We start from the raw sequence: 21719 nt of genomic DNA, 5'->3' as shown, positions 1-21719 counted from the left end.
CGATCCCTCCAAACCGCTTGAAGCACACCTAGTCATGAATCAACCCTCCAGCGCAGACAAGTCCAAAGCGGTCGCACACTTCAACCCCAAAACCATTAAACCCACTGACGAGCAGCAGGCCATTCAAATCAGCCCGGCGCGGGTAGTCCTTGTGGAGGCCAACGCCGGTGCTGCTAAAACCACTGTACTGGCGCTGCGTATGGCCGAGGCCTGGACCCGGCGTACCCGGCCCGAGCAAATTTTGGCGCTCACCTACACCGATGCCGCCTGCCAGGCACTCAAAGCTGCCCTGAAAAAGCTCGGCCTTCCGGCAGTCGTCATTCATCAATTCAGAATCCAGACCTTTGAGGCTTTTTGCACCCAGGTGCTGCGTGAGCTGGAAGACCGCGCCGCCCCGGTGTACACCGAAGCCGACCAACTCAGCCCGGTGTTGTGGCAGGCGGTTGAGCGCGTGGCCGACGACCCTGGTGAACGCTGGCCGGACCACTTTCTGATGCCGACACCGGGCGACTACGGCATGGTGGATGTGTTTGTGCAGCAAAGTGAATACCTCAAGGGCACGATGCTCGACGTGCTGGAGCGTAATGACCAGCCCGTGACCCCCGACTATGCCGAGACCATTGGCATCGAGTACACCCAGCTCAGGATTTACCTGGCGTTTGAAAAAATCCGCATGGCTGACCCGCAACGGCCACTGTTTCGCGGGGCCACGGATGCCACTTACGACCTGGCGCATCTGCTGTTTGAGGACGGCGAAGTCAGCACCTGCCACAGTTGGCCCAGCCATGTGAAAGTGGTGGTGGTGGATGAGATGCACGACATGAACCGCGCCATGTTCAGCGTTCTGCAAAAAGTGCTGACCACCAACCGCTGCTTCTTCTGCGGCGTGGGCGACGTGGACCAGGTGATTCACAAAGCCAACGGGGCCGATGCCCGCTTCATGCGCGACGAACTGGCCGAGCTGAGCACCCACGCCATCGTCAGATACCCGCTGACCCACAGCTTTCGCTTCAACACCAGCGTGGCCCGGCTGGCCGGCAAAGTCGCCAACAAACGCTACGCCTCCAAAGCACCCTACCCCAGCCAGGTCAGGTTCTCACCTTACAACAGCGTAGAGGCCTGCGCCGCCCAAGTGCTGGCCGATGCCGAAGCCTTTCGGGCTCAACACAAGTCCAAGACTGCCAGTTGCGCGATTTTGCTGCGCCACCCACACCAGTCGGTGCAGATTGAAAACGCGCTGATCGAAGACGGCATGCCCTACGAGACGCTCGGTTTCAAAAGCTACGTGCTGCGGCCCGAGGTGCTGTTTGTGCGTGGCCTGCTGGCCGTGGCCACCGACGACCTGCGCAGCGTCACCGAAGTCAAAACCCGCGAAGAAGTCATGCGTGCGCTGCTGTTTTTCTCAGGCTCCAGCATCGTGGTGGATGGCCGCGAGCATGAATCGCAACAGGATTTGCTGGCCTCGGCGATCCGCAGCGTCACCGACAACCCGCTGTTTTTGACCTCGTTTTTTGAGAATCAGGTGCTGCGCAATGCGCCCGCCAGCATTCAGAAGCGCCTGCTGGCAGCGGTGGACATCATCCGCAAGCCAAGTGGCCCGGACATGTTGAGCGCCCTGCTGAAAGCGCTGCACATCCAGACTCTGCTGGGTGATGCCCTGGTGTCACAGCGCCGCAGACTGGAGGCTGAATCGAATTTGCGCTGGCTCTCCCACATGGCTGAGCGTTTTGACAGCCCGGCCCACCTGTTCCAGAGTCTGAACGCCACCGAGCAAAAACAGCAGAAGCAAAAAGCCAGCAAAGCCGAACCCCTGCTGCTGGCCAGCATTGCCAGTGTGAAGGGCCTGGAATTTGACGCGGTGCTGCTGCCCTATCTGGCCCAAGGCGAGTTTCCCGACCCCACGGCGGATATGGCCGAGGAGTTCAACACCTTGTACGTCGGCCTTACCCGCGTGCGCAAAGAGCTGACAATTTACCCCAGCACAACATCCCCAAGCCTTTTCATGAAAAGTCTGGGGTTGACCGAAGCTGAGGGAGATGCTGCGCTGGCAGACATTCGCAAGGAATAAAGTCTTAAATAGCTATCAAATATATAGCTTCTTGTGCAGATGGTACAAGGGCTATATGCTCATTTGTTCAAAATATACCGCTACAACACCGCATCCAGCGCCTCAAGCAACTGCGTCATCTCATCTTCGCTGGTGTAGTGCACAAAAGACAGACGCAACACACCGGCATCCGGGTCCAGCCCCATGGCCTGCAACAAGCGCACCGCGTAGAAGTGGCTGCCCCCGCAAATGATGCCCTTGTCGGCCAGGCGCTGGGCGACTTCTGCCACCGAGTGGTTTTGGGGAATCAGCGACACGGTAGCAGCCCGCTCAGCCACGTTGGCAGGCCCCAGCAAGCGCACGCGCGGGTCGTGCTGGCAAAAATCCAGCAACCTTTGCAGCAAGCCCACCTCAGCCGAGCGCAGCAAGCCACTCACCGCATGGCTTTTTTTCTGCCCCGGCGTACCTGCTGGAAAGTGGTGTGCGTAGAGTGCATCAAAGTAGTCCACCACCCCGGCGCTGGCCGCCACCTGGGCGTGGTCCGGCCCGGCAGGTACAAACCATTTGTGGATGAAGGCCTCGTTGAAATAGTGCGCCTGGTTGCCCAGGAACTGCGCCGTGTCCTGGCGGATCACCATCAGCCCCTGGTGCGGGCCAAAGGTTTTGTAGAGCGAAAACAGGTAGATGTCGGCCCCCAGTTGCGGCACATCCACAAACCCATGCCCGGCGTAAGACACACCATCCACCACGGTTCTGGCCCCCACCGCATGCGCCATGGCACAAACCTCGGCCACCGGGTTGATCTGCCCCAGGATGTTGGAGCAATGGGTAAACGCCACCACCTTGGTGCGCGGGCTCAGCAGGGGCTCAAGCGCTGCCACCTGCAGCTGGCCGGTGACGGGGTCGATGGGCCATTCCTTGATGACGATGCCCTGGCTGGCCAACCGCCGCCAGACCCCGCTGTTGGCTTCATGGTCCTGGTTGGTGACGATGATCTCATCCCCCGCTTGCAGCCGCTTGGCAAAGGCCTGCGCCAGCACATAGGTGTTTTGCGAGGTGGATGGCCCCAGGTGCACCTCTTGCGGCAGCACCCCCAGGTACTCGGCCAGCCTCTCATGGGCGCTGTCCATGGCCTGCCCGGCGGCGCGTGAAGCGGGGTGCACGCCATAGGGCTGCAGCTTGGTTTGCCGGTAATACTGATCCAGCCGCCCAATCACTTGCTGGCAAGCATAGGAGCCCCCCGCATTGTCAAAAAAAGCCTGCCCCGCCAGGGAGGGCTCCTGGAAGGCTGGGAACTGCTGCCGTACAAAATCGGTATCCAAAGTGACTGCCATGTGAGAGCCTCGTTGTGGTTGGAATTTTTATTCTAGGCAAGAGGTGGCGCAATGTGCTTTCATTTGAAGCATAAAAAGGTATAAACATGCAATTAAATTGCGCCACCACCTCACATGGAAAAAATCGATATCGACTCACTCGACAGCAAGATCATTGAAGCCCTACGCCAAGATGGCCGGGTAAGCAACCTGGAACTGGCATCGCAGATTGGGCTGTCACCCTCGCAATGCCTGCGCCGGGTGCGCCGCCTGGAAGAGGCTGGCGTGATCAAGGGCTACACCGCCTTGATTGACGATGCCAGTCTCGGGTTTGACATTGCCGCCTGGGTGGTCATCACCATCCGCAAAGGCACCACGGGCAGCCGTGAGCGGGTGATACATCTGTTGCAACTGCACGCTGCCGTGGTCACCTGCCATGGCATCACGGGGGATGTCGATTTTTTGGTGAAAGTGCGTGCGCGCAACATGGCCGAATTCACCCGTTTTCTGGTGGATGAGCTCAATGGCCATCCCGACATCCTCAGCACCCAGTCGTACATCTGTCTGGATACGGTGAAGCCCGAACCATCGCCCAGCATCCGGTCAGAATAACGACTCACCCTCCGGGCACCGAGCAAGCACTTTTCAAAAGGATTCTCCATTGACCACTGCAGTCACCATTCGCCTTGCCACCGAGCAAGACATTCCCGCTGTCGCACGCCTGTTTGACGCTTACCGCCAGTTCTACGAACAGGCACCCGACTTGGCATTGGCCACCACATTCATTGGCGAGCGTATGGCCCGTAAAGAATCGCACATTTTGCTGGCAGTGGATGAGCAAGGTGAAGCCATGGGTTTCTGCCAGCTGTACCCATCGTATTGCTCGGTTATTGCACAGCCCATCTTCACGCTCTATGACCTGTACGTCGCCCCCGAAGCTCGCAAGCTCGGTGTAGGTAAGGGCTTGCTGCAAGCTGCAGAGGAACTTGGCCGCAGCCACGGTGTCGCTCGTCTGGACCTCACCACGGCCCGTACCAACAACAACGCCCAGTCCATTTACCGCGCCATGGGCTGGGCGTTAGACGAAGTTTTTTTGGCCTTCAACAAAAAAGTGCTGTAACTCCTGCAGAACAAGAGGTTCAGCTACCTGATGCGCTGGCCGTTTGCGCGGCTTGAAACTCCCGCGTCAGGGGTTGAATGAGTCCGTTCAGGTCACCGCCCTTGATTCCAATTTCGTTGAGTACGGCATCCAGTATCGGTTGCTGGGCGCGGTAAGTGAGGGCTGCAGCTACGGCTTGTTCGGCCAGATTGCCTCCGCCAGGTGCCGCACCGGCCGTACCTGATGCGCCATGACTGCCACGGTTGAGCCCATCCACCTGCACGATCTTGATGCCGTCGATTTTCTCCATCGGTTTGACCGAGGCTTCGATGATGGACGGCAACACTTCGAGCAAACGCATTTTGACTTGCATGGCGATTTGCTCGGCGGCCAGGGTGTTGAGCGCGGCGTTGCGCATTTCAATGCCTTTGGCCTCCACCTGGTATTGCACCTGTTGTGCTTCTGCCTTGATCTTCACGGCTTCGGCCAGGTTTTGGGCCGCATCTTTTTCGGCTTCCGCCGAGACGCGCACACCAATGGCTTGTTGCTGCGCGGCCTGCTCGGCGGAAACAAGGGCAATTTGTTTTTCGCGCTCAGCTACCGCCACTTCGCGGGCGGTCTTGACTTGCTCTTCCGCGCGTGCGGCCAGGGCTCGGGCTTCATTGGCCTGGGTTTCAGCCTCGGACTGCGCTTTAGACCGCTCGGCAATGGAAATCAGCTTGTCCTGATCGGCCAAGGTGGTGCGCTTTTCTTGTTCGATCTTGGTCACTTGCACATCGCGGTCAGCCTCAATCTGACGCTGGCGGATGGCGCGGTTTTTCTCCACATCGGCCTCCTGCACCAGACGCTCGGCATCAATGCGGGCCTGCTGGGCCTCGCGGTCGCGTTGCGCGGTGATGCTGGCGATTTCGGCTTTTTGCTGCACGTTGCGCGTGGCTACTTCTTGTTGCTGGTGCAGGGTGGCAAAGGTCTGGTCTTTTTCAATGTTGAGCTTGAGTTGTGATGCCTCAAAATTCTTCTTGGCAATCGCCACCGAAGTATCCTGCTCAATCTCATTGCGTTCCCTGGCGCGTTGCTGGGTTTGCTGCGTGAGCTTGGTCAGACCTTCAGCATCAAAGGCGTTTTGTGCATCGAAGAATTTGATTGGGGTTTGATCCAGGCGGGTCAGGCTCACCGACTCCAACTCCAGACCGTTTTTCAACAAGTCTTCAGACACCGCGTTTTGTACCGCCTGGATGAAGTCGCCGCGCTTGTCCAGCAACTGGTGCATGCTCATGGAAACCGCGGCGGCACGCAGTGCATCCACAAACTTGTCTTCCACTAGCTCTTTTAAGGAGTCGGGATGCATGGTGCGCTGGCCAAGGGTTTGGGCGGCATTGGCCACACCGTCCACACTGGGGCTGACGCGCACGAAAAATGCCGCCACGGCATCCACACGCAGGCGATCCAGCGTGATCAGACTGTCGGCACCGGAGCGCGAGACTTCCAGCTTGAGTGTGTTCATGTTGATGCTGACGCACTCATGAAAAATGGGCAGCACGATCGCACCACCATCCATCACCACTTTTTGCCCGCCCAGGCCAGTGCGCACAAACGCCAGCTCTTTGGATGAGCGGCGGTACAGGCGGGCAAAAATCATTCCAATGGTCAGCAGTCCAACCAGTACAACCGCCGCCACCACGCCCAAACCCAATAATTGATCCATACAGTTCCTCCTTGTGATTAAAGAATGTCGGGCTGCGGATTGGCCATAGCGAGGAACCGCGTCCCGGAAATTTGTTTGATGAGCAGCACAGAATCCCCTGCCTTAAATTCACCATGCTCGGGTTCAACACGCACATACAACGTTTGACCCTGCTCGGTTTTCAACTTGGCCTCAGCGGGATAGTTGGCACGCGCTGTGCCGTTGATCACCACCGCCAGTTGACCCACCAGTGTCTCCAGTGCCACGGCAGAGGTTTCGTCGCGGGGAATGAGGCGGGCAATCACCGCACCAGAGACATGCACCACAGGCAGTGCTGCAACCAGACTCAGCGGCACGGACAACAAAGGGAAGGGATAAATGCCAAACAGACTGAAGCTCATGGCATTCAGAACCAAGCCGATCAGCGCAAAGGCCGTCAACAAAATCACCAGCAATACCAGTAAAGGGGCTTTGCCAACATGCAGCCACCCCAACCAGGAGTCGGCGGCCCCGTCCAGACCATCAGGTGACCAATTGTCCAGCCAGCCCGAGACGCTCATCCCCGCCATCACGGCGACGGCCTCGGTGAGGCCAATGAACAGCACCAACAAGGCAGCAGCTACAAAAGGCAGCGACTGCGGTACAACAAGAAATTCCATATTCCCCACCTGAGTGTTGCAGCAGTATTGCCGCATGGATGGCTTCATTCGGCCAATTCTCTTCATTTTCAGGCAGCAACATCCCGGTTTTCATGGTGTTGCCGACGCAACACGTAAAAAAATCTCGGACAAGCGACCATTCATCACAACAATCATCTTGCAGCGGTCGCTCCAGGCATGGCTCATAAGCAAAAAGGGCCGGTTTGCACCAGCCCTTTTTATTTCAAACCAACCCAGCAGAATTACTTCACATCGGTCACAAAGTTGTCGCGGTCACGACGCACTTTTTGCAGGCTCACCAGCCAGTCGCCTTCATCCGCACGGTAACCCAGCGGCACGATCACCACACTGCGCAGACCACGTTCCTTGAGGTTCAGGATTTCGTCGAGCGCCTTGGGGTCAAAGCCTTCCATGGGGGTCGCATCAACTTGCTCTTCGGCAGCGGCAATCAGGGCGGTGCCCAAGCCGATGTAGGCCTGGCGTGCGGCGTGCTGGTAGTTGACCTCGGCATCGCGCGGCACGTAGGTGCTGAGCAGCATCTGGCGGTAGTTTTCCCAGCCTTCGCTCTTGAAGCCGCGTTGCTCGTTGACCAGGTCAAACATCATGTTGATGCGCTCGGCGGTGTAGTTGTCCCAGGCAGCGAAAACCAGCAAGTGCGAGCAGTCTGTGATCTGCTCCTGGTTCCAGGCGATGGGCTTGATCTTCTCACGCACATCTTTGTTGGTCACAACAAAAACTTCATACGGCTGCAGACCACTAGAGGAAGCCGTCAGACGCACTGCTTCCAGAATACGATCCACTTTCTCCTGAGGAACGACTTTGGCAGGATTCATCTTTTTGGTGGCATAACGCCATTGCAGTTTGCTAATCAGGTCAGACATGAGATCACTCACAAAATGGATAAGACTTCAAATCTTGGGGGGCTTGCAAAAATTGCAAGAGCAGCAGACACAATTCAAAGACGACTCTGTCCAAAGCATCTTCGCAACCATCAAGGTACGAAGAAACAGCCCATCATATTGCTGGCTGTGGTTGAAGTGGCGGGTGTGGCAGCACATCGCGACCTTACCAAAGATGAGAAGTATGATACGAATCTACATCATATTTGACGCGGAGAATTCCCAATGCGTACCACAGTCACGATTGACGACACCCTCTACGAAAAAGCCCTGGAGGTGGCCGACCCGGATATGGACAAGGCCGACATTTTCCGGGAAGCCATCAAGACTTTTGTGCGCGTGCAAGCGGCCAAGCGTCTTGCCGCCTTAGGCGGTTCGAAGTCTGAAATAAAGGATGTACCGCGCCGCCGGGAAGAGCCCGCTGCGTCATGAGCGTGCTTATCGACACCTCGGTGTGGATAGACCACTTTCGAAACAGTAACGATGTGTTGATTGACCTGATCGGGCAAGACCTTGCGCTCACGCATCCCATGGTCATTGCCGAAATCGCCTGCGGAACACCACCGGCACCACGTGCCCAGACGCTGAGCTACTTGGGCCTGTTACAGCCGTGCAAGCAGGCGAGCCTGAGCGAGGTCATGGCTTTCATCGAACGCGAAAAGCTGTATGGGCTGGGCTGTGGGCTGGTTGACATGACCTTGCTCGCATCCACACTCATCACGCCGGGGGCTGAGTTGTGGACGCTGGATAAACGCCTGGCGGACTTGGCTGGGCGGTTTGCTGTGGCCTATCGGTCGATGCTGCATTGAGGCTGAGGACTGCAGCGCAAAGACGCAATCAGATGTCTCGACGCAACATCCCCCACCCCTCCAGAAAACTCGTAACCAGATGAGCCAAGTCATGGATACGCCATCCCACCACGCGAGTAACGGCTACTTGAGCTTATCCAACCCAGAACGCTGGCGAGCTTATCTGCGTTTTTTGGGAATATTCCTAGCCGTTTTCTTGCCAGTCTACGTAGGCTCAGGACATCTACTTACGCAGTTGCCAGACCGATCCGTTCACCTGCACTTTGAGTGGGAAAAAAGCATTCCCTTGATACCTTGGATGATTTGGCCTTACCTATCTCTCTTTTCGCTATACGCACTCCCCTTGCTTCACATGAGCGAACACGATATGAAGCAACTCTCCAGACAGTCGGTTGTGGCCATATTGGTGGCAGGCATTTTCTTTATCTCCATACCAACCAAAATCGGCTTTTCCCCTGAAATCGTCACGGGCTTGCACGAGCCAATATTTCGTTTGATCGCCAGTGTTGACACGCCATTCAATCTCGTCCCATCACTGCATGTCGCCGGTGCAACACTTATCGTTCTGGGATGCGTCAAGCGGGTGGGTATTGGGCTAGCTCGGATATATCAGATCTGGCTGGCAACCCTCATGATATCCACCGTGCTGGTTCATCAGCACCACATCATCGACGTGATGGCCGGGTTCATTTTGGCGCTCACCATTCGACGTGCCATACCGATCAGTGTGCCTGTAACTGACGACGCTTGAGTAGCCAGCCGCCCAAGAAACCGAACAACAAGCCAACGCCTGCACCCCCTAAGCCAAACCAGATCACACTTTTTTCTATCGCATTCAAAACAGGGTTATCCAGAAAATTGACCCCAGAATGAAAGACCAGAAGCTTCCATGAGCCGTCATCTTCCTTGATGGAAACTGCCGTCCACCGACCTTTTAAATCGAAGTTGCGTCCATCGTCCATTTGATAATGCTCCGTCGTCGCCCCTTTTGTCAAAGCAAAAGTCCCGGTGTATATCTGCGACAGATCATCTGCCACAGGCGTGATGGACAAATCTTTGATACGCAAGGTGCTACGTGTAAACAAGCCATCAAAGTAACTTTTGAGATGCGCCAAATCTGTGAAACTCTCCTGCGTAACGACAGTCGCCATGAATGGTTGATGTAAAACTTTTTGCGCAACGTCAAAGTCACGTTTGGATACCGCCTGGGCCAAATCGTCTTTTAATTTACGAAGAGCAATGTGTTCATTCTCAGCATCGGCTTGAACCGAACCTGAAAAAACACCAAGCAAGACAATGGCAGTTGCCAAAAAGATGCGTCGCATAGGGAACCTTTCTTGAGGGTAGGCGTTAGGGTAAAGGGCTGGGACCTGGACCTATGGGGGCTTTTCGTGCACCCAGCCAAAGTCTCAGATAAATTGACCAAAACGAATGATTCGCATCGGTGCTGCGTACCAATTTTGGAAGGTAAATCCAGGGCACGCTGGGCTCACGATGGTGAGCCAAATGAAAGTTGTAGTTCAAAAACAGCCATCTGGCGACGGGCCAGAATCGCAAATTCCAAGCACCTTCAATCACATCGCGTGGACTGCCCGCGTGATCACTGTATTGCACTGAACTCCAGTTCAACCCGAACGCCCAGTAACACGCCAGCCACCCCACAAAACTCAGGTCAAAAACAACAAATAAGGCTATTTGCAACAGTAAAGACACCACACCTTCCAGCCAAACACGGGCAATAGGCGCTTGGGCGATATCGCATACAAAAGGTCTGAACCCCCACCAACGGGCCGGGCCATCCTGGAACCATTTGGATTGAAATGCCCAGGGCCATATCACGTAGAGCAGTGCGGCAACGGGGATGATGGCCCAGTAAAAACCTGTCAGCAAACAATAGATCCAGTAGGTTTTGAGTAGCCATGACTGATGTGGCAGGTAATAGTCATACAGCTCCTCATCGGTGCGGTTGCGCCGGTGGTGGCCTAAATGGCTGATTCGTTGAATCGAAAAAATCGTTGGAAAAAAGCCTGCCAGCAATACACCTGCCACATCGTTGACTCTGGGATTCGGGTGGAACACGCGATGTGCAGCCTCGTGGTGCAATGAAAAAAGCGTATTGTTGGTATACGAAAAGACGACAGCAGCCACCAGCATCCACCACCCGTGCGCAGCGTGACTGGCAACCCACAGGCAAGCGATGGACACAGCCGCTGCGCTCACGGCAATTAGCAGATTTCTATGACCTGGAATCGGGTAATTCATATTGCTTCTGACTCAAATTTTCGACGCGGCCATTCCCCAAAAGGCGCAACACGGCGCCCGCTGGGTAGCAGGTGACCGGCACGCAGAATGGCCCCAGGCCCCAAACCCGCATAGCCCCCCAAAATCGCCTCAGCTTCAACCGTCGGCGCAGCCACCACCACCACATAACGCCCTTGTTGGTTACGAATCACCATATGGGCAGCCAACGCACTCTTGAATCCCAGCACGGCCCCACGCTCCACATGAACCAAGTAGCGATCAGTGATCACCACACCTGGCCCCACGTAGGCGAAGGGACTCAGGTGTCCACCCCATAGCCCTATCCAGAAGGCATAGAGGCCTGGCACCAGGCGCAACACTTCCTCCAGCCACGGCAAGCGATTAAAAAGCGTTTGACATTGGGTCAAAAACCACCACACACGATAACCACGTGTATCTTGTGTGAGCTGACCCGCCGGAGTCCCGTATACGGCTAAGGTGCACCGAGCAACCAGTGGCGGGAGCAGGTAAATCCAGGCCAAAACAAAGGCCACGCGCTGGCCTCCCGTATCCAACCCGGCAAACATGAGTCCACCTCCCGCAGAAAGATGTGCAAACGGCAGAATGTTCAGCAACAGTGAGAATCGATCTGGTTTTTCCAGTTCTTTATCGTCGGTCATAACCTGCCATCTCCTCACCCAGATTTGCCAACGCATGGCATCGATCAAATACACGAAATGCCGTCGGCATGATGCGTCGATTAAACAAACTTACCTGAAAGGCCCTATTGTTCCTTAGAGCCAGGAGCGCATCGACCATCTCATCTTGCCTGCATGCGAGCTCGGGTAAGTCCCGTACCAATTGATGAATCACTTTCACACCGGAACCACCGCGAGTTGGCCGCACCACACCTACCAACATACGCTTGAACAACCACGCGTTGGCAGTCTCCCACCGTCGCTCAAGACATCGTTCAATCAGGATGGCATCAATGTGCAGGTGTCTGGTTTCATCCTTCAGATGCTCATGATGCACACGAACAAATGCTTGATCCAACACGCCCAGTGTCTCAGTTGCGGGCCTGACAACCATGTCCTTGGCCAGAGTTTTAGAAGACTCTTCCATCGCCATCAAAAACCACAACGCAAAAGGCAAGTGTGCGGACAGCAGGCCCACCACACCAAACATGGCCTGGGTCCACCAGGGCAGCACCGAAAAGAAACGATCAGCTCCAGGCGGGTACAAATCGGGGCGACAAGCACGGTTTAGCGCAGCAAACCCGCGAAAGTGACGCTGTTCCTCATGCATCATCGTGTTCAATGCCAGTAGCAAAGCTTTGTCACCTGCCACTTGAGGATGATGCAGCAGAGGCGGAAGAAGTCGCTCAATCAAATCTGCTTCCAGCATCATGATGTATTCATTGATGCGCAAGGCAGAGAGTTGGTTGTAGTGCAAGCGCTGTTCGCGACTCAAGCTTGCATAAACCGGTGTGTAGTAAAGCTGGGTGTAATCCTCCGGGACATAGGGCTTGGACAAATCAAGCTGCAAAGGCATGTCCATCTGGGAGCACTGCTTGGGGTCAGCCGACAATTCATTGATGTGCTCAGGAGTCAACCACCGTGTCATGGCAACTCTCCATCGACATGGTTGATGTTGACCGGTTGAATCGGGCGTGTGCCGGCATGCCCATAGAGTCGCCTGGAGCGCGCCATGTACCCCAAGGTGGGCACCGCACAGGCCAAAACCAGTGCTACCGACAACACCGCACCAGTGCGAAACCAGGTACTGAGCCATGTCGAGTACTGCTCGACCAAGCCAATGACCAAACCGTAGACAGCACCAAATCCAGCAAAGAACCAGGGCGCATAGTCCATGGCAACTGCGGCCTCCCCTTTTCCGTCAGCCCAAGGCTGGTTGTACACTCGCAAGATACCAAGCTCCAGCACCTTGATGTCATAGAGCAAATTCCAAAACCCAAGCACTGAGGCCAGGACAAATGCTTGACGCAGACTGTCCGTCAAACTCTGTGCCGCCGAACCATGTACCAGCCAAGCCAGCATGGCAGTGGCCGAACCAAACACAAACCCGTGCTGTGGTCGAAAACGCCCAAGACGCCAACGTACATCGAACTCCCAGACCTTCAACACATTGGTGCCAATGGCCGGGACGATGTAAGACCACAAAATCGGCAAACCCCAAACGATCAATACAAGTTTGGAATCTCCCCCGTATTCGTCTGACCACAACCACCATGCCAATGGTGCCAAAACCAAAGGTGCCAGATAGGGATAGACAGAGAGCAAAAATTTCATTTCAAAATCAAATCAATGCATTCCAAAACGCATGCCATGTTTTTTGTAAAGCTCTTTACGAAATATCAGTGTGTAGTACCAATATGCGCCCATGCGTGCAGCGGATCGCAAATGGGTTTTGGGGTCTGCAAACCTGCGTAGCAATGACGGAAAACTATTAAACCGGGTGCGTGCATCATGGCACGCCGCTGTGAGCTCATCGGGGCTCATGCGCTTTGGAATGTACGCGGCACTGTTAAAGCGGTACTCCGGGTGCAACCACCACTTGCCGTCATACAGGAGCCGACCTTCTTCCTGCAACTTGCGATACAGCGGGGTATTGGGATAGGGCATGAGGATGTTGTACGCCGCAAAGGTGAACTTGCTCGCCAACGCAAAGTCCACCGTAGCTGCGATGGACTCAGGTGTATCGTGGTCATAACCGAGTGTGAATGCGGCCCAGCTTTGCATGCCGTGCTCTCGCAGAATGCGCACCTGATCCTGGTAGCCCGCAAACCCGGGAATATTGGGCGACTTGCGCGTTTCCCGCAAGCTGTCAGCGGTGATCGACTCAAACCCCATGACATTGCCCCAATTACCAGATCTTTGCAGCAAATCCATCAAGGGCAAATTGCGTGTGATGTCCAGACTGGCTTGGCTGATCCAACTGACTTTCATGGGAATAAGCTCCCGACACAAATCAGCCAAAGCCTTTTGATCACTCGCAATATTGTCGTCAATGAAAAAAATAAAGCGGCGATCCTGCGCTTCTATCTCTCGTAGCACATCATCAATTGCCCGAACATAATGCTTGTGATCGAAGTATTGGCTAACCGCGCAAAATCGACACGCGAAGCGACATCCTCGGATGTACTGCATCAAGGTCATGGGCAGGTAACCCTTGCCCTTGAATAAATCACGACGCGGCATCACACCGCCAATTTGCGCCACGCCAGGCGGGCCGTTGTAACGTGACTGCAACCGGTGGCGCCGCGCGTCTTCAACGACTTGAGCCCACGCAGTCTCCGCATCACCCAGAAAAATGCTGTCCGCATGCGCGACTGCCTCCTCTGGTAACAAGGTCACATGCATGCCACCCAAGATGACAAGAACACCCCGAGCACGGTACTGGGCAGAAATCTCATAGGCTCGTCTTGCGGTGTAGGTCTCCACCGTGATGGCAACCAGATCGGTGGCTTCATCGTAGGGAATATCTTCCATCCGATCGTCATACATCACACATTCGACATCCGGCGGCGTCAACCCCGCCAGCACCGCCAGCATCAGTGGCTCCATACGACCTTGATCCACATAGAGACTGTGTTCCATGCGGCCAATATTGGGTTTGATGAAGGTGACTTTCATGGTGCTTTCTGATTCACTCGCCCAGCAGACGATTGTGCTTCTTAAATATTTCCCGCCGAGAAATGACGTTGGCAACCAGAGTCATCGTCATGCGAAATGCAGAGAACGATGCTTCGCTCAACATGGCTCGACTGGCAATAGAACGCCAGCTATAAAAGCGCTTCCGGGCGGCAAAAACCCCTTCAGCCAGTTCAGAAGCACTCATGCCCCGAGGCTCAAAAATAGAATCTCCATAGCGATACGCCGGATCCAGCCACCACGTTGGAGAAATCAACCGCCCTTCGTCCAAAAGTCGGTCATAGAGAGCAGATCCAGGCGTCGGCGTCAGCGCGTTGAAGTTGGCAATTTCGAGCTGGGCCTCCAGCGCAAAATCCACCGTCCGCTCAATGGTGTCCGATGTGTCGGCGTCATAGCCGAAGACAAAAGTACCGTAGATACCTATTCCCCGTGCATGCAAGGACCGCACGACATCACGGTACGCGCCGCTCACCTTGTTCCAGGGCTTGGCCATTTGCTTGAGATTGTCCGGGTGCAAAGACTCAAAACCAATCAGTACAAACCGACACCCGGCTTCAGCCATGCGATCCAACAATCGTGGATTACGGGCGACATCGATGCTGATTTGACAAGACCAACGACGTTTCAGGGGGCGCATCGCGTCAAGCAATGCCAGCAAATCTGCTTCATTGGAAAAGAGGTTGTCATCGACAAAAAACAGAAGTCGCTGCGAAGGCAGTGCCTCAATCTCCACCAGCAAACCGTGGAGCGGTCGAACGCGCACACTGTTGCCATAAAAGCTGTGGATGGAACAAAAGTCACAGGCAAAACGGCACCCTCTTCCGTATTGCACCAACTCAACCGGAGCGTAGCGTTTGCCCCAGAATATTTCACGACTTACCCGATAGTCACCAAGAGGTGCGGTGCGGTCACCCCTGTACCTGGGTTGCAGTCGACGGTGCAAAAAATCATCAAGCAAACGTTCCCACGCGCCCTCCGCATCGCCAATCACTACCGCGTCAGCATGCTCCAAGGCTTCGTCTGGCAAGAATGTCGGGTGGTATCCGCCCATCACCACCGGCACACCACGCTGCCGATACGCATCCGCTACGGCATAGGCCCGACGTGCGGTAAAGGTTTCGACGCTCAAGGCCACAAGATCAGGTGCGTCATCCGTGGGAAGAACTTCCACCTTTTCATCAAAAAAACTTATCTCCCAGCCTGGTGCACGTGCCGCCAGAATACCCAAGGCCAAGGGAGGCATCGCGTCCGATGAACGGTAGTCGCCCAGATTCGGGCGTATCAGTGTGAGCTTCATAACAAAGCCACTTCTGGCTGCACAGGGCGGCCATCCAGTTGTGCTGCCGAGTCAAACTCAACGGCATAAACCTTGGCGCAGTAGGACAGCGGCTTGAAGCTGCTTACTACAGGTATCAAAGGGTGCCCAGACCTTAGGCCCAGCGCAGCCACTGGTGTCTGGCAATGGGAAAGCAAATCAGACAACAGGTTGCGAACAAAATCCAAGCGCTCTTGAACCGATGGCTGCATAGCAAAAAATGCGATAAATGATTGGGCTAAAGCCTGACCAGGCAAAGGCAAAACCACCCGGTGCGTTAAATGCGCGAAGCGGTTGTACAAGGGCAAGCCCCAACGCAAATACCGGTGATAACTCTGCGCCACCACTTGCTTGAAGAGGCGCTGATCCCACAGGGCAGCCATGGCGACTATTTTGGTGCCCTCACAGTGAAGCCAAAAACAGTGAAGCCCAATGCGTTCCACTAAGCTTGCAGACAAGACCGGCGTCAATTGGGCATGTGGGGCGTGCCGTGCGTGAAATGCCAGCATTGCGGCCACATCATCCACCTGCGCAGGTCGCCACAAACCATGGTGCCGAGCTCTTGCCGTAGAGATTGCGTAAGTCGTCAAATCACCCAGCGGTTGGTACCTGGGCATTCCCTTTAAGCCAGCTTCCAGGACGCGCCTGGCTCGGGTATTTTCTTCGGCAATCACGGTAAACCACCACGGCAACTCTGGCAACACAGGGGCAAGCTCACGAATTGAGGCGTAGCCATTACGCAGATGGCGAATTCTCTGACGCTCAGAAGAGTGCACACGCAGCCCACCAAGATACCCTGCACTGATGGCCTTGCCGTTGACATGCAGCGGAACCGCTGCTGCAGAGTACATCCCAAAGGGACGGCCATTCTCTAGCGCAAGCACTGCCCAGTCATGCCCATACATATGGTGCGCCGCAAAGTAGGAGGGCTCACGTTCCATGCTCATCTCCACCCAGGAAGGCATACCGTTTTCTCTTAACAATTGCCGCAGTACGGCATCGTCTTTGGTGGTGGCGATGCGAAACTCAGTCATTGCGCTTCCAGCAAAGAGCCGCTCCAGGCTTCGTCACCCAGGGGGTAACCGTTGCGCAAACTGATCTCGTTACGGTGCATCGCATTGACAAGAAAAAAATTGCGCAACACAAAAGAATCACGCCAATGGTGAAGACTGCGGCGCAGAATATTCGGCCATCCATAAAAACGCTTGCGTGCCGCAACACAGCCTAGCGTGACATCCTGTGGACTCATGGCTTTGGGTAGAAACGGCAACTCGTTGTAGCGATAAGCCGGATCAAGCCACCACGCGTCATAACGCAAGCGCCCTTCGGTTTGAAGGCGCTGATACAAAGGTGTTCCAGGAAAAGGGGTGAGATGGTTGAAGGCGGCAATGTACATGCCCTCCTCACTCGCAAAGTCCACGGCCTGATCAAATGATGTCAGCGTATCGTGCTCGTAGCCAAAAACAAAGGTGCCATACACAAACAACCCGTGTCGGCGCAAATTCGCCAGCGCCTGCCGATAGCCACCCCCCATGGTATTAAAACGTTTGTTCATCAAACGCAAATTGGCTTCATCGAGACTCTCGAAACCAATCAGCACGCCACAACAGCCTGCCTGGCGCATCTGTTGCAAGAAGTCTTCGTCATGCGCTGCATTGATGCTCATCTGGGTAATCCAGCGAACTTTTTGTTTAGCCAATTCTGCAAGCAAGGCACGTCCGGCCTTCATATCACCGGCAAAGTTGTCATCCACAAAAAAGAACAACTTCTTTTCGTGTTTGATGGCAGCAACTTCAGCCACTACATCTTCCACGGGCCTGGAGCGGTAGGTGCGCGAGAAAAAAGTCTGTATCGCACAGAACTCGCACGGAAACTTGCAACCACGCCCGGTTTCAATCAAACCAATCGGCAGGTAACGCTTGCCTTGAAATAGCCGTCGATCTACGCGGATTTGCGCCAGATGACGCTGCTCACCGTGGTACCGCCGTTGCAACCGACCATGCCGAAGATCATCAATCACCTCTGACCAGACCGCTTCAGCCTCGCCAGTGACCACGCCTTCGGCATACCGAGATACCTCATCGGGCATCAGCGTCGCATGAAAACCGCCCATGACCACCGGCACGCGACGACGGCGGTACTCACTGGCGATTTGGTAGGCTCGCGCCGCGGTGTAGGTCTCAACCGGTATGGCGACCGCATCAGTGGGCTCATCAAATGGAATCTTCTCCATTCGGTCGTCATAAAAAGTCAACTCGATATCAGACGGTGTCAAGCCAGCCAGCGCCGCAATCGGCAAAGACTCCATCTGCCAACTGCGAATGTAGCGCTCACCCAAACGATGACCAATGGCCGGATGCACCAGGGTCAGCCGCATACGGTATTGCTTTTGGTTTTAATCGGCACCATGCTTGGCAAATTGATCGGCGTACCCACCGACGACAAATGCCAATCACAGTTGTAGAAACGATGCAGGTTATGCGCGTAGAACCTATAGCCCAAGTTGGCTCCAATGGCCAGCGGCTCCCAGGCACGCGCTTTCCACAAGCGGCGAACGATGGCCGAAGGCCGGTACACTGCCTTCCAGGCACGCTCGTGACCCGTAGCGAGTTCCTGAGGCGACATATTCATAGGCTGAAACACCACATGCTGCCCGTCGTACAACTCCCAATCCAGCGTAAGCAAGCGGTTCTGCTCCTTCAGCCGGTGGTGCAGCGGTGTCCCCGGGAAAGGGGTCAACAGGGCAAAACGGGGTAAATCAATCCCCGTGTCAATGGCAAACTGAACCGTCTCATCAAACACATCAGTGGTGTCATGGTCTAGACCGAAAACGAAACAGCCCTGAACAGCAATGTCCAAGGCGTGTAAGTCCCCAATAAGACCGGCGTAATCCACCGAGCCGTTGAACTTCTTGCGCGCATCACTCAAGCCCCCTTTGTCCAGCGTTTCCAGCCCCAAAAGCAAGCCACGACAGCCCGAACGGGCGATGAGCTCCAACAATTCTGGGTCATGCGCAATGAGTACGGTAGACAGACCAAACCATCGAATCTTCAAAGGGATGAGCGCAGTAAAAAGCTCTCGGGCGTATTGCCGGTCAGACACCAAGTTCAAATCAACGAACAAAATGCGTTTTGCCCCAACGCGTCGTATGTCATCAATCACCCAAGATACCGGTTTTTGAAACTGTTTTCTCCCCCAGGCACTTGGTGCGACACAGAATTCACAGTCGTGCGCACAAGAGCGCGTCGCCTCAAAAACCGCTTGTGTGAGGTACTGCTTGGAATCAAACATATCCCGCCGGGCGAATGGCATATCCGGTCTATCCAGAGAAAAGTCTGGGGCTTGGCAATACAAGGCTTGCAAACAGCCTGCCGAAAAATCGCGCAACAACTGCGGCCAAGTATCTTCCGCGTAGCCGGTCACGATGGCATCCGCATGTGCCGCGGCCTCTTGCGGTACCAATGTCACATGCGGCCCGCCCAAAACAACCGTCTTGCCTTGGGCACGGTATTGATCCGCCAATTCATAGGTACGTCTGGCGGTACCGGTAATCACGGTTAAACCGATCAAATCTGCCTCAAGGTCACTGGGAACGTCTTGGATGCCCTCGTCAAACAACATCACTTCAGCATGGAGTTCTTCTGGCACCAAAGCGGCCAGGGTGGTCAAGGTTAATGGCTGATACCGAAGCGACTTCCCGAAAATCCCGGCACGATGCCGGTACAAAGGCCCTTTGGGGGAAATCAATGCAATTTTCACTCTTAGGAACTCCTAATCGATCCAGGAAAAATTGGGTATCAGAGCAACAGGTTTTACGTCTGCGAGTCGCACACCCCGGTCGACTTGAGTCGACACATAGCGGTCATATAACTGGCGAACCGGTCGGTGCTGCAGCGGCTTGAGTTGTCCCAAGGCACGTGCATAGGCGTATTGCGGATTGACACACAAACGGGCTTCTATGTCAGTCAAATCTACAACAGCATCTTCGTCTGTCACAAGCACATAGCAAGAGGCTTGCCGTATGGGAGTCAAGAACCGGAATCCACGGATACCGCGCAATGCTTCACTGACAAAAGCTTCTGTCAATTTCTCACCCACCAAGTCAGACGCAATACCACTTCGCCCTTGAAATTCCAATATGGGTTGCTTTGACTCGGTATACCCCTTGCACAAAACCATATCCCCAGTTCGGTAACGGTACAGGCCGCTCGCTGTTGTGGCAATGACGGTGTAACTTGTGCCCGGGATGAGTTCATCTCTCAAAAAAAGACCCTGTGGGTTTTCAAACTCAAAAAAACCATGGTGGGTAAGTACGGGCAGATCCGGCTCATCCGGGACGGTCACTACACACTCGGTAGAAAGCAGTCCTTTGGGTTGAAGTTGTGCGTGGCTTAACCGCGCTTGCAGTTCCGCTGCAGGTCCACTCGATTCAGCGGACGCCCAACAACTGATGAGCTTAAGCTTGGGCCACAACTTGTCGGCCGCTGGCAAATCATCCAACAAGCGCAGAAAGAAGGTAGGGCTCCATATGGAAATCATCTCCAGATCATGGGCTGCTCGCAAACTCGCAAGGGTCTTTTCTCGCCACACATCCACACTAGGCTCTGCCATCAGTGCAAGGGGAACGGCACTGCGCTGCGCGATCCATCGACCCCATTGCTCACCAAGGTACGCCCCATCAGGTAAACCTACCGGGATGCCGTTGATGTGCTCTGATTTCCTAGTTGCCGGACTGGTCGCCAGATAGACAAGACCCGTGATGCTGCGGGTAGACACCACACTGCCAAGCCAGGGATTGATGGCTGCCTGAAAGTCAAGCAGGCCCCAAGTAGAAAAGGGAATCAGCTTGGCTCCACCACTGCTGCCACCGGTACGCTCGTAGGCACAAGGCAGGCCGTCAAAGAGTACGCTGGGCTCACCAGCAAGCACTCGGGGCAGCCACTGAGCTTGCAACTCTTCATAACTCGTCAATGGCACCTGCTGGCGAAATGCAGCCAGATCCTGCGGTGCGCCGTAGGCTTTTAAATAGGCCGTGCGCGTGTTCCGGGCCAACATGGCTTGTAACCATGCAATGTCATTGAGCTCAGGCTTCTTCTGTACAGCGTCCAGATCAGGCATGACATCCTTGGCGAAACAGCCTCAATGTTAAAGGCTTCATGTTGCTCTCATCAACATCGCAAACACAAACCAACTCGTGCCCTTGCCGAAAGCCAGGATTTTTTTGCAAGAAAAAGTCAACCCCCGGCCGCCCCAACTCATCGACCCGAGGCTCGGCAAGCTCATGCCGCAATTGCCCACGTGAAGGGGTGAATTCAACAACACCGCTTTGTGGGTTGTAGTCGCTGGGAAACTGCTCTTGAGCCAGATGTATTGCCAAGTCAGAGATGTCGTCTGTAACTGGCACCTTTTCGGGATAAAAATGCCGCGCAAAAACGTGAAGATAGCGATAAGTCCGGTGCCCCTTCACCAGCAAAAACCAAACCAGACGCTGCTCGGGGTGTCGTCGCTTGATCTGCCCCAAGTGCCGAACCCAGGCAAATGACAGCGCGTGCTGGCCCCAGTGCAGACGGTCTACCACCGTGTCGCCCGAATAGAGCACTTGAATAAAATTTCCGCGCCAAAGACAGGGATAGACCTTGAGTGTGGTGAAGCCCACCAATTGCGCATTGAAATGCAGCAGCAAAACCTCGTCTTTACTGGACAAGTCCTGCTCAAAAACTGTTGCGCTGGTCGCTTCGTAGACGGCAAGATACAGCGCAGCCATCGCACTACGGGTATTTTTGTCAAGCAACTGCACACTGACAATGGTGCAACGGTAGGCACGGTCTATATCCACAAACCCCCCTTTTTTAGGGCATTGTAAAAGCTCAATCGTCCATCGCTGGGCGTTGCGAGCAATCAACCACGCGCCAGATCACTCGGTGTCGAATCGGCGGATGCTGAATGTTGGCGGCACGCCACTGTCAATTCCCATACCCC

The 21719-nt window shown here is 55.0% G+C and carries 23 protein-coding genes; 7 read left to right on the top strand and 16 right to left on the bottom strand.

Annotation, left to right across the window (positions count from 1 at the left end; translation table 11 throughout):
• Positions 1–34: 34 nt before the first annotated feature.
• Entirely contained in the window at positions 35–2068 is a 2034-nt protein-coding gene (locus LDN84_RS11270; RefSeq protein ID WP_223912612.1) for a UvrD-helicase domain-containing protein, read from the top strand.
• 80 nt (positions 2069–2148) lie between these two features.
• On the opposite strand, the gene LDN84_RS11265 is transcribed toward LDN84_RS11270, so the two are convergent.
• Positions 2149–3381 carry an aminotransferase class V-fold PLP-dependent enzyme gene (locus LDN84_RS11265; RefSeq protein WP_223912609.1) on the bottom strand — a complete coding sequence of 411 codons (1233 nt, stop codon included), beginning with the start codon at positions 3379–3381 and terminating at the stop codon, positions 2149–2151.
• A gap of 114 nt (positions 3382–3495) precedes the next feature.
• Between LDN84_RS11265 and LDN84_RS11260 the strand changes: the two genes are divergently transcribed.
• The gene (locus LDN84_RS11260; RefSeq protein WP_223912607.1) at positions 3496–3972 is read left to right on the top strand and encodes an Lrp/AsnC family transcriptional regulator; all 477 of its coding nucleotides are present in this window, start codon (positions 3496–3498) and stop codon (positions 3970–3972) included.
• Positions 3973–4021: 49 nt separating this feature from the next.
• A complete protein-coding gene (locus LDN84_RS11255; protein ID WP_223912604.1) occupies positions 4022–4480 on the top strand; it encodes a GNAT family N-acetyltransferase in 459 nt (152 codons plus the stop codon).
• A 19-nt stretch (positions 4481–4499) separates the two neighbouring features.
• Here LDN84_RS11255 and LDN84_RS11250 read toward each other — a convergent pair whose 3' ends face one another.
• From LDN84_RS11250 to LDN84_RS11240, 3 genes are all read right to left on the bottom strand, one after another.
• Positions 4500–6164: a flotillin family protein gene (locus tag LDN84_RS11250; RefSeq protein ID WP_223912600.1), complete on the bottom strand. Its 1665-nt coding sequence runs from the start codon at positions 6162–6164 to the stop codon at positions 4500–4502.
• A 17-nt stretch (positions 6165–6181) separates the two neighbouring features.
• Complete coding sequence (locus LDN84_RS11245; protein WP_223912597.1) at positions 6182–6802, bottom strand: YqiJ family protein; 621 nt, start codon at positions 6800–6802, stop codon at positions 6182–6184.
• A 242-nt stretch (positions 6803–7044) separates the two neighbouring features.
• Positions 7045–7683: an NAD(P)H-dependent oxidoreductase gene (locus LDN84_RS11240; protein WP_223912594.1), complete on the bottom strand. Its 639-nt coding sequence runs from the start codon at positions 7681–7683 to the stop codon at positions 7045–7047.
• 15 nt (positions 7684–7698) lie between these two features.
• On the opposite strand from LDN84_RS11240, the gene LDN84_RS11235 reads away from it, so the two are divergent.
• From LDN84_RS11235 to LDN84_RS11220, 4 genes are all read left to right on the top strand, one after another.
• The gene (locus LDN84_RS11235; RefSeq protein ID WP_223912591.1) at positions 7699–7911 is read left to right on the top strand and encodes a hypothetical protein; all 213 of its coding nucleotides are present in this window, start codon (positions 7699–7701) and stop codon (positions 7909–7911) included.
• 15 nt (positions 7912–7926) lie between these two features.
• Positions 7927–8133, top strand: a complete 207-nt coding sequence (locus LDN84_RS11230) for a type II toxin-antitoxin system VapB family antitoxin (RefSeq protein WP_223912589.1) — start codon at positions 7927–7929, stop codon at positions 8131–8133.
• A complete protein-coding gene (locus tag LDN84_RS11225) occupies positions 8130–8510 on the top strand; it encodes a type II toxin-antitoxin system VapC family toxin (protein WP_223912587.1) in 381 nt (126 codons plus the stop codon). The genes LDN84_RS11230 and LDN84_RS11225 overlap by 4 nt, the downstream gene beginning before the upstream one ends.
• Before the next feature lie 91 nt (positions 8511–8601).
• Positions 8602–9261, top strand: a complete 660-nt coding sequence (locus LDN84_RS11220; protein WP_223912585.1) for a phosphatase PAP2 family protein — start codon at positions 8602–8604, stop codon at positions 9259–9261.
• Here LDN84_RS11220 and LDN84_RS11215 read toward each other — a convergent pair.
• From LDN84_RS11215 to LDN84_RS11160, 12 genes are all read right to left on the bottom strand, one after another.
• Positions 9233–9835 (bottom strand): YybH family protein, encoded by a 603-nt coding sequence (locus LDN84_RS11215; RefSeq protein WP_223912583.1) that lies wholly within the window; start codon positions 9833–9835, stop codon positions 9233–9235. The two genes, LDN84_RS11220 and LDN84_RS11215, sit on opposite strands and share 29 nt — an antisense overlap.
• Positions 9836–9860: 25 nt before the next feature.
• On the bottom strand, positions 9861–10772 hold the full coding sequence (locus LDN84_RS11210) for a fatty acid desaturase family protein (RefSeq protein ID WP_223912581.1): 912 nt from the start codon (positions 10770–10772) through the stop codon (positions 9861–9863).
• Positions 10769–11431 carry a hypothetical protein gene (locus LDN84_RS11205; RefSeq protein ID WP_223912579.1) on the bottom strand — a complete coding sequence of 221 codons (663 nt, stop codon included), beginning with the start codon at positions 11429–11431 and terminating at the stop codon, positions 10769–10771. The genes LDN84_RS11210 and LDN84_RS11205 overlap by 4 nt, the downstream gene beginning before the upstream one ends.
• A complete protein-coding gene (locus tag LDN84_RS11200; protein WP_223912578.1) occupies positions 11418–12377 on the bottom strand; it encodes a diiron oxygenase in 960 nt (319 codons plus the stop codon). The genes LDN84_RS11205 and LDN84_RS11200 overlap by 14 nt, the downstream gene beginning before the upstream one ends.
• Positions 12374–13063 (bottom strand): hypothetical protein, encoded by a 690-nt coding sequence (locus tag LDN84_RS11195; protein WP_223912575.1) that lies wholly within the window; start codon positions 13061–13063, stop codon positions 12374–12376. Before LDN84_RS11195 ends, LDN84_RS11200 begins: the two co-directional genes overlap by 4 nt.
• Positions 13064–13075: 12 nt before the next feature.
• On the bottom strand, positions 13076–14407 hold the full coding sequence (locus LDN84_RS11190; RefSeq protein WP_223912574.1) for a B12-binding domain-containing radical SAM protein: 1332 nt from the start codon (positions 14405–14407) through the stop codon (positions 13076–13078).
• A gap of 13 nt (positions 14408–14420) precedes the next feature.
• The gene (locus LDN84_RS11185) at positions 14421–15722 is read right to left on the bottom strand and encodes a B12-binding domain-containing radical SAM protein (protein WP_223912571.1); all 1302 of its coding nucleotides are present in this window, start codon (positions 15720–15722) and stop codon (positions 14421–14423) included.
• Positions 15719–16774 (bottom strand): GNAT family protein, encoded by a 1056-nt coding sequence (locus tag LDN84_RS11180; protein ID WP_223912569.1) that lies wholly within the window; start codon positions 16772–16774, stop codon positions 15719–15721. Before LDN84_RS11180 ends, LDN84_RS11185 begins: the two co-directional genes overlap by 4 nt.
• Positions 16771–18117 carry a B12-binding domain-containing radical SAM protein gene (locus LDN84_RS11175; RefSeq protein WP_223912567.1) on the bottom strand — a complete coding sequence of 449 codons (1347 nt, stop codon included), beginning with the start codon at positions 18115–18117 and terminating at the stop codon, positions 16771–16773. Before LDN84_RS11175 ends, LDN84_RS11180 begins: the two co-directional genes overlap by 4 nt.
• Positions 18108–19409, bottom strand: a complete 1302-nt coding sequence (locus LDN84_RS11170; RefSeq protein ID WP_223912565.1) for a B12-binding domain-containing radical SAM protein — start codon at positions 19407–19409, stop codon at positions 18108–18110. Before LDN84_RS11170 ends, LDN84_RS11175 begins: the two co-directional genes overlap by 10 nt.
• Positions 19410–19511: 102 nt before the next feature.
• Entirely contained in the window at positions 19512–20858 is a 1347-nt protein-coding gene (locus tag LDN84_RS11165; protein ID WP_223912555.1) for a GH3 family acyl-acid amido synthetase, read from the bottom strand.
• Positions 20851–21576, bottom strand: coding sequence for a hypothetical protein (locus LDN84_RS11160; protein ID WP_223912552.1), 726 nt, complete (start codon positions 21574–21576; stop codon positions 20851–20853). The genes LDN84_RS11165 and LDN84_RS11160 overlap by 8 nt, the downstream gene beginning before the upstream one ends.
• Between the last annotated feature and the right edge of the window lie 143 nt (positions 21577–21719).

Source organism: Rhodoferax lithotrophicus (assembly GCF_019973615.1).
Taxonomy (GTDB): Bacteria; Pseudomonadota; Gammaproteobacteria; order Burkholderiales; family Burkholderiaceae_C; genus Rhodoferax; species Rhodoferax lithotrophicus.
The sequence above is the reverse complement of the archived record's forward strand: the minus strand, read 5'-3'. Positions and strand labels throughout refer to the sequence as shown.